Below are 12,565 nucleotides of genomic sequence, written 5' to 3' on the forward strand. Positions count from 1 at the left end.
AAGCATATGCTTACACGCATTGACGTTTGAACCTCTTACTAACCTAGGGTCAATCTGCGATTATACTTGTACGGCTCGATTGAACGAAACGGTTCATAGGTACTAGGGATTGGTACTTTAAAGGTCGCATCAGGGATAGGTGGTTTGTTGATTAGGGATGATAAGGCTGGATGCCTGAACGTTATAAGATGCTCCGGGATTAAGTATCTGATAACATTAACATGGATGGTTAGTGATAAAAGCCGCATAATGCTTGTCGTTATGCGGCTTTGTTACGTCTGCAATAGCTTTTAATCCAAAAACTTTATTAAAATCAATCCAAAAAAAAGGTCAGTAGTTTGCGCTACTGACCTTTTTAATTAGGCGAAAATATTATCGGCCATAAACCGTTGTTCTTCGCCTAACTAGCATATATTTTACACTTATACGTCTTACGCTAATCTTAAAAAAGATTAGTGCTCAACGCCACCAGCGCCATGGATATGACCGTGGTTTAGTTCGTCTTCAGTGGCTGCGCGTACTTCTTGGATTTCTACATCAAACGTCAAACGCTTACCAGCTAAAGGATGGTTTGCATCAACCGTTACTTCTTTGTCGTTTACATCAGTAACGGTAACGAGCATGACTTGACCGCCAGCTTCTGACTGAAATTGCATACCAGGCTGGATATCATCAACGCCTTGGAAGTTTTCACGTGGTACACGTTGTACCGCTTGTTCTTGGTATTCACCGTAGCCGTCAGCAGGCTCTACAACGGCATTGACTCTTTCGCCAGCAGATTTGCCTTCTAGTTGTTGCTCAAGACCTGGGATGATGTTGCTATGGCCATGCAAATACGCAAGCGGTTGACCTTCTGGAGACTGGTCAAGGATATTGCCTTCGTCGTCTTTTAGGGTGTAGTTAAACTTGACGGCAGTGTCTTTTGCGATAGTAGTCATAAATTATCCTAAATATGTCGTTATTGAAATTTAAATACGGTTGCAATAAACCTAAAAAAGCCAATCAGCCAGCCAAATAGCCACGTCATTAGTTAATTATCATCAGTTTATTAAGGTAACTTTAGCAGTTAGCATCTTTAATTGCGATGCCTGCCAGTGGTTTCAAGGTTAAAATCTGAAAAAATAGCAATTATTCGGCGAATTAATGTAAATAAATATGATTTTTGCAGTTTTTACTATTGGTAAAGGTTAGCGGGTAAAGTTTGCCAGTTGCGTTTTTGCATAATGACTTCTACCATAGGCATAAACATAAGGATAAGACATATTATGACTTCCTCTTCTCAAACTTTGCCTTCTTATACTGCAAATCTGCAAACGTCTGGCATTTATTACCAGTTTAATTTTGCGCGCTTTTTAGAGCATTTGGTCGATGTATCGCTCACCTTTGCCGCGGGTACTGACGCGCCAAGTTTGTGGCTGCCTGCTTGGATACCGGGTAGCTATTTGATGCGCGAATTTGCCCGTAATATTACCGCGCTGCACTATGAGATTTTAGATAGCCAAAGTGCGGACAGTGATAAAAAAACAGAGACTTATCGTGCACAAAAAACTGATAAAAATACCTGGCAGCTACCACAAGTGCAGGCAGGACAAAGCGTACGCGTCCATTATGAAGTGTATTGTTATGATTTATCTGTGCGTACTGCGTATGTCGACCAGCAGCGGTTTTATGGTAATTTTACTTCGCTTGCCTTAGCGATTGAGGGACAAGAACAAAAAGCAGTAGCAGTTGATTTAATCGTGCCAGCGGCATTTTTAGCAGACAAAGATGCTAGCCGTGTGCGTTTGGCGTGTGGACTAAAAACCACGCCATCACAGGATAATGGGCAACAAATATATAAGCTGCAAGCGGATAGCTATCACGAGCTGATCGATTATCCGTTTGAGATTGCCGAACAAAATAGCTTTGATTTTATTATTCAAGATGAGAAGCACCAGACGCTCAGTCATCATTTTTATCTATCGGGCAAGCATAGCGCCAATATGGGCCGCTTGCAGCAAGACGTCACCCAAATCTGTCAGACCTATCTAGATTGGCTTGGCGATGCGCCATTTAACGACTATACCTTTATGACTTTTGCTAGTGGGCAGGATTACGGCGGTCTTGAACACATCAATTCGACCAGTTTGATTACCCCGCGTCGCGATTTACCCAGTGCTGATGAGCCAACAGTGCCAAGTAGCGATTATCAGCGCTTTTTGGGCTTATGCAGCCACGAGTATTTTCATGCCTGGTGGGTAAAAACCGTGCGGCCAGATGTGATGCTAAATGTTGATCTACGAAAGGAGGCCTTTACGCCATTGCTCTGGATATTTGAAGGCTTTACCTCTTATATCGATGATTTTATGTTGCAAGCATCAGGCGTCATTGATAAGGCAAGCTATCTAAAATTGCTCGCCGAACAAATCAATCGCTATTATCAAACCCCAGGGCGCGCGCATCAAAGCGTTGCCGAGTCGAGCTTTGATGCGTGGATTAAGCTGTATCGCGCTGATGAAAACACCGGCAATGCGGGTATCAGCTACTATAATAAAGGCGCATTGGTGGCATTATGCTTAGATTTAACCTTGCTGGCAAAAAGTGGTGGTCGTCATCGGCTGTTTGATGTCGTCGAAGCCTTTTATAGCCAAGCTAAGCAAAATAACAATAAACGTATCGGTATCAGTAGTGCTGATATGGGGACTGTTATCGGGCAATTTATGCCACGAGCGGATTGGGAGGAGTTTGAGCGCCGTTATGTCAATGGCGTAGAAGAGTTGCCCATTGAGTCGCTGCTCGCGGCCAATGGTATTAAAATGCATACCAACACTAAAGAAACAGCGGACAAAAATATACCATGGGGTATGCGCTGTAATGAGACATCGCTTGGTCTCAAGGTTAATCGCGTAAGCCGTGACAGTGCCGCTGCCAAAGCAGGCATCTCAGCGCATGATGTCATCGTCGCCATTGACGGTATTAAAGCAGATACCAAGCAATTAGTAACGCTCAGTAATGTCATGCGCCCTGTGCAATGTCATTTATTTCGCCGTGATGAGTTGATGATGGTTGAAGTTTTACCTAAGGATTTGAGCGCTAAAGATGCGCAGAACGATATTGAAAACGCATTTCCACATGGTGTCAGCTTACGTTTGGCAAGGGCGAGTAGCGACTGCGAAGACGACGTTGATGCTGCAGAGTATGCCAATACTGAAAACACTTGGCTGAGTGCAATAGCGCGCTATCAGAATTCATAGATAAAAATATTAAAAAGCATTAGACAGTAAAAAACCCTTGCCAAGTACGCGGCTTAGCAAGGGTTTACATATCTAATGCTTAGAGGTTTACAGGCAAAGAGGATGCCGTTACAACCATTTAACTTTAAGATTTAACTTTCTCTTTAACCGTTTCTTCTTTAACCGCTTCTTTATCTCCAATAACAGCGTCATCAGTAACCGCTGCATTATTATCTTTACTCATATGAGCGGCAATCCAGCTTTGCATCAGCTCAATCTCAGGCTGCTGGGCATCGATAATGTCCTGTGCTAATTTGCGCATCTCTTCATCCGTACCGTATTGAAGCTGTACCTTTGCCATGTCGACTGCGCCAATATGATGCGGCAGCATACCGCGCGCAAATGCCATATCGGCTACCGGCTCTGCAATACCAAGCATCATGTCACTGTGCATGGTATTCATTCCTTTTGCATACGCCGCTTGCATGGCTTCGGTATTGGGTTTGGGTTTGGGCACATCGGGATGGCTGGCTAGCCATTTATTCATGATATCGATTTCAACTTGCTGCGCGTCGATGATGTCTTGCGCAAGCTTGCGCATCGCCTCATCAGTACCGTATTTTAGCTCAATCTTTGCCATGTCTATCGCGCCGCGATGATGCCCGAGCATGCCTTTGGCAAAAGCGGTATCAGGATCGTTATAACCCATACCAACCATCATCTCATTATGCATACTGGTCATCGCCTTCGTATAGTCTTTGAGCATGTCCGTCATTTCTGCTTTGTCTGTCGCATCACCGCTTTCGCTCATATCGTGGCCGCCATGGACATCCATTTCATCAGTATTTTCAGGCGTCTCAGGCGTGGTCTGTGTGGCTTCCTCTATCGGTATCACCTCGCTATCATCGGTTGTTGGCTGGCAAGCACTTAGCAGCATGACAGCAGCAAGGCTGGTAGCAAACAAAGTAAAACGACGAGAGGCAATCATGACATATCCTTACTATCAAATAAAACAGGAAATAAGCTAAACAAGAAGCAAGATAAAAATAGGCAAATTATGATAAATATAAAACGTGCAAATAGCGCGCGGTTAGCAAAGTTAGCGCAGTTTTGAATCTTAACAGATAAACCTTGCTCGTTCGAGACGCTACGTTTAATAAGACGTAATCTCTTTAATAAGAGCAAAGTCCAATAATAGAAGCTGACAAGGTTTAAAGCAGCTAACAAGGTTTAAGTTATGACGCTAACAACCTAATCGATAATTCCTAACTGCCGACAGCGCTCGCTATTTAAGTGAATACGCACAAATTCACCAGCGCCAAGCGCCCCAAGCTCGAATCCCGCTACCGACCAACGGATAAGACGCAAACAAGGCAGTCCTACATGAGCCGTCATGCGCCTTACTTGGCGATTTTTGCCTTCATAAATGGTCAACATCAGCCATGACGTTGGCACGCTTTTACGCTCACGGATGGGCGGATCGCGCTGCCATAACGCAATCGGCAAATCGGCTTCATCGACCAGCCGCGCAATAGCTGGCAAGGTTTTGCCATCTTTTAAATGGACTCCCGCAGCCAACTCCTTTAATTGAGCATCACTTACTAAACCTTCTACTTGTACCAAATAGGTTTTACCTTGCTTTTGCTTGTTTTGCGCGAAATTCTTAGCTGATGGCGGCTGGGTAATGGCTTTATTCACCCGTCCGTCACTGGTCAAAATCAACAAGCCTTCTGAGGTTGCATCGAGTCGACCGGCAACGCGCAGCGATTTATCGGTGAAATACTGCGATAGGGTGGTGTGGTCATTATTGCTGTCATCACGAAACTGACTTTGGACGCCGTAAGGTTTGTTAAATAAAATCAGGCTAGAGGTCGGCATAAAATAGCAATTCCCAAAAATAAAATGTTTAAAACAGCTGGTGCGTTCAGCAATCTAAGGAAGTTAAGGCTAACATTAAAAAGCAGGATGTTATTAAAAGATGAAGAAGCTCAAATAATAAAGCTAAGCGCACGTTTTATAAGTAATAAACGCTGCTTGATATAACCTTATTATTATTGTGGTATTTATCATATTGATAGGTAAAAACCGCGTATGCAAAAGAAAAATTATCAGCCAGACTTTAATCTTAGTACAATATTTAAGATAAATGGTGAAATTTACCTATTACTTAACTTATGGCATCTATAGGAATGATGAATTTTAATTAAATTATTTTTGTAATTTTACTTTCTACAATGATGTTTTATTTTGCGGGCAAATGGCTAAATGAATTTGCCGTCTGTTAATTTTATTTTATATAAATATTAACAATACTATATAAACCATCTTTATGGTTTATTCTTAGAACGACTATACATCATTTTTTAAGCACACTGGTTTATCTGCATTTTTACATAAATTGATGGCGTTTATACCGCTACAATACTGTCCTATTAAAGCCAAAATATCATAGTTAGCATAAAGAATGTCAAGGATGCTTGCGCTAACAAATATATAAATACTAAATAAATAATACTATCAAGGAGTCTGATCCTATGCCATATGATAAGGTTATCGTACCAAGAGACGGCGAAAAAATAACCGTCAACGCTGATTTGTCGCTAAATGTACCCAACCATCCCATTACTCCCTTTATCGAAGGTGATGGCATCGGTGTGGATATCACGCCTGTCATGATTAAGGTGGTCGATGCGGCCGTGTCAAAAGCCTATAAAGGCAAAAAATCTATTGTTTGGATGGAAGTCTATTGCGGTGAAAAGGCTGCTAAAATTTACGATGGCGAGTACATGCCAACCGAAACGCTTGAGATTTTACGCGAGTATGTCATAAGCATTAAAGGTCCATTAACCACGCCAGTTGGCGGTGGTATGCGCTCATTAAATGTGGCTTTACGTCAAGAGCTTGACCTCTATGTCTGTCAGCGTCCAGTGCGTTGGTTTGAGGGCGTGCCAAGTCCTGTCAATAGCCCAGAGCTGACCGACATGGTTATTTTCCGCGAAAACTCAGAAGATATTTATGCCGGTATCGAGTGGAAAGCGGGCAGTGATGATGCCAAAAAAGTCATCAAATTTCTAAAAGAAGAAATGGGCGTGACCAAAATCCGCTTTTCAGAGGACTGCGGTATCGGCATCAAACCCGTATCAAAAGAAGGCTCGCAGCGCCTCGTCCGTAAAGCCATTCAGCATGCCGTCGACAATGATTTACCCAGTGTCACCCTCGTACACAAAGGTAATATCATGAAATTTACCGAAGGCGCGTTTAAAGAGTGGGGCTACGAGCTTGCCGCTGAGCGTTTTGGTGCTGAATTGCTCGATGGTGGCCCTTGGATGACGATGAAAAACCCAAAAACGGGTAATGACATTATTATCAAAGACGTCATCGCTGATGCTTTTTTGCAACAAATCCTTATGCGTCCTGCTGAATATTCGGTTGTCGCGACGTTAAACTTAAACGGTGATTATATCTCTGATGCGCTAGCGGCTGAAGTTGGCGGTATCGGTATTGCGCCGGGTGCCAATAAAGGCGGCTCAATCGCTGTTTATGAGGCCACTCACGGCACAGCGCCTAAATATGCCGGTCAAGATAAAGTCAATCCGGGTTCCCTAATTTTGTCCGCAGAAATGATGTTACGTGATATGGGCTGGACGGAAGCCGCTGACCTGGTTATCGCAGGTATCAAAGGGGCGATTAAAAACAAAACCGTGACTTATGACTTTGAGCGCTTAATGCCGGACGCTATCTTGCTCAGTAGCTCGGAGTTTGGTAAAGCCATTATTAAGCACATGGATGCTTAAACGCTTTTCTTACTTGTAGAGCAAATAATAAACCATCTATATTTTTATAGGTGGTTTTTTTGTGCTTATGGTTTTTTATACTTTTTATTGAATGATAAACTTAGTTGTCCTTTTTACCGCGATTTTTACCGCTGCCATTCGCCGTCCACTTGACGACCGACAGGCTAGTTGAAGCCAGCAAACCCAGCACTAAATAGCCGATTAACGCATGTAAGCTTGCCAATACCCGGCTGATACCCTGCGGCCGAAAATCTCCGTAGCCTGTCGAGGTAAAAGTGACGACGGCATAGTAGCAGCAGGCCCAAAAATCTTGCGTAATGGGATTACCATCGAGTGTGGTGTCCACGATGCCAACTTCATAGTAAAGCGCTGAGAAGGTGAGCAAAAATAAAAAGACGTTGAGCGTTGTCATCGCAAGCTCTTTCCATAAGTTGCCATCATTGCCATAGATGCGCTGCAATGTACTAAACAGTGACCACATAAAAATAGCACAAAATGGGAAGGCAAGGCCAATGGTGATTGCATCGCGCCAAATATTATCAGGTAAAAAGCGCGTCAGTAAGTACCATAAGCTACCAACGAGGACAAAAATAAAGAGAGTGCCTCTAGCTGTGGTTATTTTTTCTAGCATGATAGGGCCTCATCCATGTATTTAATGTTACGCTTAATTACGCTTATCAATAGCTCAAGATTGATTTTAACATTGGACGCTATTTAACAATAGAGGTAACAATAGGGGTCAGGACTTTTTTACATTGGGCATGGTTGTATGGTTGGTGGATGCACTTTAAAATTTATACCAGTCGCACATCATTACTAGTGTATTGATTTTATCTTGAACTGACTATAAGTGGGTTATCTTGACAACTTTGCGCCGCACAGCAACCATAAAAACGCCCCAATAGCCTAGGTCTATTGGGGCGCTTGCTTTAAGCTAACTTTAGCAAAGTTTGTGAAGTCAGCTTAGTTTCAGTCGTAGCGACTGCAACGAAGCATCTATTACAAAGAAGCAATGGCCTCGTTAAACAAAGTACTTGGACGCATGGCTTTTTCAGCTAACGCTTCATCGGCAAAGTAATAGCCTTTTAGATCCATCGGCTGACCCTGAACTGCATTAAGCTGCTCAACGATCGCGGCTTCATTGTCTTCAAGTGTTTGAGCTAGCGGCGCAAACTGTGCTTTTAGCTCGCTATTTTCATCTTGTGCAGCTAATTCTTCAGCCCAGTATTTTGCCAGATAGAAATGGCTACCACGGTTATCCAGCTCGCCCGTTTTACGTGATGGCGATTTGTCATTTAACAGCAGCTTTTCAGTGGCTCTATCGAGCGCATCTGCCAATACTTGCGCCTTAGCGTTACCATCGTTCTTAGCCAAATGCTCTAAAGATTCGGTTAAAGCTAAGAACTCACCGAGAGAGTCCCAACGTAGATGGTTTTCTTCAAGTAGCTGTTGTACGTGTTTTGGTGCTGAACCGCCTGCACCTGTTTCAAACAAACCGCCGCCTTTCATTAACGGTACAACCGACAGCATTTTAGCACTGGTACCCAATTCTAAAATTGGGAACAAATCGGTTAGGTAATCACGCAAGATATTACCAGTCGCCGAAATCGTATCTAGACCGCGAGCAACACGCTCTAAGGTATAACGCATGGCGCGAACTTGCGACATGATTTCAATGTGCAGACCGTCGGTATTGTGATCTTTTAAATAGGTTCTCACCTTTTTAATCAGCTCATTTTCATGTGGACGGTATGGGTCGAGCCAAAAGACGACAGGGGTATTTGATTCGCGGGCGCGGCGTACGGCAAGCTTCACCCAATCTTGGATAGGGGCATCTTTGGTCTGACACATGCGCCAGATATCGCCCTTTTCAACACGCTGCTCAAGCAAGACTTCACCTGAGTCAACATCGACAATACGCGCCACACCCGTGTCGCTAGATTCAAAGGTTTTATCGTGCGAGCCGTATTCTTCTGCTTTTTGCGCCATCAGGCCAACGTTTGGCACCGTACCCATCGTGGTTGGGTCAAAGTTACCATGCCATTTACAGAAGTTAATCATCTCTTGGTAAATACGCGCAAAGGTTGATTCTGGCATGACCGCTTTACAGTCATATAATTTGCCATCAGCGCCCCACATTTTACCGCCATTACGAATCATCGCTGGCATAGACGCATCGACAATCACATCACTTGGAGAATGGAAGTTGGTGATGCCTTTTGATGAATCAACCATCGCTAGGCGTGGACGATGCACTTGGCAGGCATGTAAGTCGCGCTCAATCTCTTCACGCAAGCTGGCTGGCAATTCGGCGATTTTTTCGTACAAGCTTGCCATACCGTTATTGACGTTAATACCCAGCTCGTCAAATAACGCGCCATGTTTTTGGAAGGCGTCTTTATAATAAATGCGCACCGCGTGACCAAAGACGATAGGATGCGATACCTTCATCATGGTGGCTTTTACGTGTAGGGAAAATAAAATACCGGCTTCGCGGCAATCTTCCATTTCACGCTCATAAAATTCGAGCAGCGCTTTTTTGCTCATAAACATCAAGTCGATGACTTCTTTATCAAGCAACTCAATTTTTGGTTTTAACACCTTGGTCGTACCATCTTCGAGCAACAGCTCCATACGAACGGTACGCGCTTTATCTAAGGTCAGTGATTGCTCACCATCATAAAAGTCGCCGCTGTGCATGTGCGACACGTGGGTTTGTGACCACTGTTTCCATTCGCCCATCGAATGCGGATGCTTGCGCGCGTAGTTTTTAACTGCTTTTGGCGCGCGGCGGTCTGAGTTCCCTTCACGTAATACTGGATTTACCGAGCTGCCGAGGCTTTTGCCATAACGACGACGGATTTCTTCTTCTTCCTCAGTTTTTGGCTCATCTGGAAAATCAGGAATCGCGTAGCCCTTACCTTGTAGCTCTTTGATAGCTGCTTTTAGCTGCTGTACAGAGGCACTGATATTCGGCAATTTGATGATATTGGCGTTTGGATCTTGGGTCAATTCACCCAGCTCAGCGAGGCTATTAGGGACGCGCTGCTCTTCGGTTAAGTATTCTGGAAATTCAGCCAACACACGCGCAGCAACAGAGATATCACTGGTTTCAACGTCGATGCCTGCTGTTTGCGTAAAGGCTTTTACAATAGGCAAAAATGATAAGGTTGCAAGCGCTGGGGCTTCGTCAGTTTTTGTATAAATAATTTTTGACATATTAGTAGGTTATTCCTTGTTGTCATTAATGAGGTCAATAAGGCTGGGGAAACAGTTAATAGCGCTACCCAGCCTTTATACCATAATGGGCTACGGGGTTGGTTCGAGGTTCAATCGAGATCCAAATACACAGGCGTCTTTTATCGCCATTCTTGAGCGGGTCTGACTGCTAGAAAAATATTTTGTTGGCAGTCATCTGCTTTTATTTGCCTTTAGTAATAATTTGCCTTATCAAGCGCCATCTTTATTAGAGGTGGCTATCAAAGGCTCACAATCAAAAGGCTATTACTAATAAGTTATTAATAAAAAGTTATTACTAAAAATTCATGCTGACCATCTACTTAGTGCGCCCAAGTGGCAACAATCTAAGAGCGAATGGCTGACGCGATATTATAGTTGATCCACTATAAATACGATACGATGTCAATCTTGTATATTGAACTAAGTATACTATTTTCGCTCATACCTTATGTATCTGAATTATATTAAGCTAATAATAGCCTTATTCTACCAGTCCTCAGCGCCAATATCATCTTTTGCGTGCAATTAGCGCGCTTTTAGTCCTATTTTTTGCCTTTGTGGGCTTGTTTGTTAAATGATGCGCTTGTCGATGCGCTTATCAAGATGTTTATTCTTCACATTATCTGTTTCTACAACGCTAATTTCAACGAAAGCTACCTCTACGCTCTATAAATAAAACGACCAGTTAAGCTACCAGTCTCGCTGTGCCACTTTTAGAAGAACCTAACTGTATGCGTGCTTAATAAAAGCATTTTCAGCATGCGATAATTCTCTGTATTTTTTGCAATTTGAATTTTTGCAAATTGTGACAGCAAAAACGTTGAAATTTGATAGGGTAAATCATAAAGATCAATGAATTAAAGAAAAATTCTAAAAAAACAGTGTGGTGATGATGACTTTACAATACGCATTACTTAATGATAATAGCTGGCAAGCAATGGCTCACTGGCAAACGCCAGACACGCCTTTTATGACATTTGAGTTTTGGCAGGCGCTTAATGATACAGAGGCTATCGGCGAAAAAGCGGGCTGGTTACCGATTTACGTCTTAATCTATCGTCCAAATAAGACAAATGATGATATTGACGACAGTAATGCTGATGATATTAATGATAGTAGTCCAGCGCAGCCAACGCTTTCTTCAGCACAAATAGGGCAGCCTGTTGCGGTCATGCCGGTTTTTATCAAAGGTCATCATCAAGGAGAGTTTGTGTTTGACCATGCGTGGGCACAAGCGTACGCGCAATATGGCCTTGATTATTATCCGCGTTTGGTGACCAGCGCGCCGTATACTCCCGTGACTGGCCAGCGCTTGTGGCTGGCAGAAGGTGAGGCGCTAAATGCAGATATTTTAAAAACAGCTATCGCAGGGGTAGATGACATTGCTCAGCAAGTCGACGCCTCTGGCTGGCATGGTTTATTTGTGACGCCTGAGCTGGCGGCTATTGCTAACGCGTCAATGCCAACCGATATCGATATAGAAATGGCGCTTCATAGTCGAGAAAATGGTGTGGCGGCAGAGCTGATTAAATTACCAATACTTGAGCGACAAGGCTGCCAGTTTTTATGGCAAAATAAAAATCTTGGTCAAAATAACGAGAAATTTTCCGACTTTGATGCTTTTTTGGCAACCTTTCGAGCCAAAAAACGCAAAACCGTGCGCGCTGAGCGGCGTAAAGTCGCTGAGCAAGGCATCAGCTGTCAACGTAAATGCGGTAACGCTATCACTGCAGAAGATTGGCAGACGTTTTATCATTGTTATGTGATGACCTACGCGGTACGTGGGCAGCAGCCTTATTTAACGCTAGATTTTTTTAAAAAATTAGCGGCTAGCATACCTGAGCATTTAATGCTCGCGCAAGCGCTTGATGCCAATAGTGAGATTATCGCCAGCAGTTTGTTTTTCTACGATAAACCGAATAGTAAAAATGCCACGCTTTATGGCCGTTATTGGGGCGCGCTGGGTGAGTATGATAGTTTGCACTTTGAGCTGTGTTATTATCAAGGTATCGAGTTTGCGATTGAGCAAGGATTGACGTATTTTGATCCGGGCACCCAAGGTGAGCACAAGCTAGTTCGCGGCTTTATGCCGACCAAAACTCACTCGTTGCATCGTATTTATGATGGGCGTTTTATCCCAGCGATTAGCAATTTTTGCGTAAAAGACCGCATGCATATGGCGCAGTATTGCAAGCAGGCCTTTGAAGCCTTGCCGTTTAATATTGATAATATGCCGATGTTTGATAATACTGATTAAACCTCGATAGTTTTTTTGCTAATCTTTGTCCAATGTCTTCCTACCTAATACTTTTCTATCAG

8 protein-coding genes are annotated in these 12,565 nt (G+C 43.4%); 3 read left to right on the forward strand and 5 right to left on the reverse strand.

Going from position 1 to position 12,565, the window contains the following annotated elements; all coding sequences use genetic code 11:
* Positions 1 to 452 precede the first annotated feature (452 nt).
* Positions 453 to 938, reverse strand: a complete 486-nt coding sequence (locus B4240_RS10560; protein ID WP_296239043.1) for an FKBP-type peptidyl-prolyl cis-trans isomerase — start codon at positions 936 to 938, stop codon at positions 453 to 455.
* A gap of 327 nt (positions 939 to 1,265) precedes the next feature.
* On the opposite strand from B4240_RS10560, the gene B4240_RS10565 reads away from it, so the two are divergent.
* A complete protein-coding gene (locus B4240_RS10565) occupies positions 1,266 to 3,233 on the forward strand; it encodes a M61 family metallopeptidase (protein ID WP_296239046.1) in 1,968 nt (655 codons plus the stop codon).
* Between the two features lie 124 nt (positions 3,234 to 3,357).
* On the opposite strand, the gene copM is transcribed toward B4240_RS10565, so the two are convergent.
* Positions 3,358 to 4,200, reverse strand: a complete 843-nt coding sequence (gene copM, locus B4240_RS10570) for a CopM family metallochaperone (protein ID WP_296239047.1) — start codon at positions 4,198 to 4,200, stop codon at positions 3,358 to 3,360.
* A gap of 263 nt (positions 4,201 to 4,463) precedes the next feature.
* On the reverse strand, positions 4,464 to 5,090 hold the full coding sequence (locus B4240_RS10575; protein ID WP_296239049.1) for a pseudouridine synthase: 627 nt from the start codon (positions 5,088 to 5,090) through the stop codon (positions 4,464 to 4,466).
* 656 nt (positions 5,091 to 5,746) lie between these two features.
* On the opposite strand from B4240_RS10575, the gene icd reads away from it, so the two are divergent.
* Complete coding sequence (gene icd / locus B4240_RS10580; protein ID WP_296239051.1) at positions 5,747 to 7,006, forward strand: NADP-dependent isocitrate dehydrogenase; 1,260 nt, start codon at positions 5,747 to 5,749, stop codon at positions 7,004 to 7,006.
* A 100-nt stretch (positions 7,007 to 7,106) separates the two neighbouring features.
* Here icd and B4240_RS10585 read toward each other — a convergent pair whose 3' ends face one another.
* Both B4240_RS10585 and B4240_RS10590 read right to left on the reverse strand, forming a co-directional pair.
* Positions 7,107 to 7,637 (reverse strand): potassium channel family protein, encoded by a 531-nt coding sequence (locus B4240_RS10585; RefSeq protein ID WP_296239053.1) that lies wholly within the window; start codon positions 7,635 to 7,637, stop codon positions 7,107 to 7,109.
* Between the two features lie 368 nt (positions 7,638 to 8,005).
* The gene (locus tag B4240_RS10590; protein ID WP_296239055.1) at positions 8,006 to 10,225 is read right to left on the reverse strand and encodes an NADP-dependent isocitrate dehydrogenase; all 2,220 of its coding nucleotides are present in this window, start codon (positions 10,223 to 10,225) and stop codon (positions 8,006 to 8,008) included.
* 913 nt (positions 10,226 to 11,138) lie between these two features.
* Here B4240_RS10590 and B4240_RS10595 point away from each other — a divergent pair.
* Entirely contained in the window at positions 11,139 to 12,503 is a 1,365-nt protein-coding gene (locus B4240_RS10595; protein ID WP_296239211.1) for a GNAT family N-acetyltransferase, read from the forward strand.
* The last annotated feature ends 62 nt before the right edge of the window (positions 12,504 to 12,565 follow it).

Source organism: Psychrobacter sp. UBA5136, from assembly GCF_002414005.1.
Taxonomy (GTDB): Bacteria; Pseudomonadota; Gammaproteobacteria; order Pseudomonadales; family Moraxellaceae; genus Psychrobacter.

What these genes read in the sequence shown, in the direction of transcription:
- B4240_RS10575 (WP_296239049.1), bottom strand. Translation starts at nt 5,090, where the DNA reads ATGCCGACCTCTAGCCTGATTTTATTTAACAAACCTTACGGCGTCCAA.
- icd (WP_296239051.1), top strand. Translation starts at nt 5,747, where the DNA reads ATGCCATATGATAAGGTTATCGTACCAAGAGACGGCGAAAAAATAACC.
- copM (WP_296239047.1), bottom strand. Translation starts at nt 4,200, where the DNA reads ATGATTGCCTCTCGTCGTTTTACTTTGTTTGCTACCAGCCTTGCTGCT.
- B4240_RS10595 (WP_296239211.1), top strand. Translation starts at nt 11,139, where the DNA reads ATGACTTTACAATACGCATTACTTAATGATAATAGCTGGCAAGCAATG.
- B4240_RS10585 (WP_296239053.1), bottom strand. Translation starts at nt 7,637, where the DNA reads ATGCTAGAAAAAATAACCACAGCTAGAGGCACTCTCTTTATTTTTGTC.
- B4240_RS10590 (WP_296239055.1), bottom strand. Translation starts at nt 10,225, where the DNA reads ATGTCAAAAATTATTTATACAAAAACTGACGAAGCCCCAGCGCTTGCA.
- B4240_RS10565 (WP_296239046.1), top strand. Translation starts at nt 1,266, where the DNA reads ATGACTTCCTCTTCTCAAACTTTGCCTTCTTATACTGCAAATCTGCAA.
- B4240_RS10560 (WP_296239043.1), bottom strand. Translation starts at nt 938, where the DNA reads ATGACTACTATCGCAAAAGACACTGCCGTCAAGTTTAACTACACCCTA.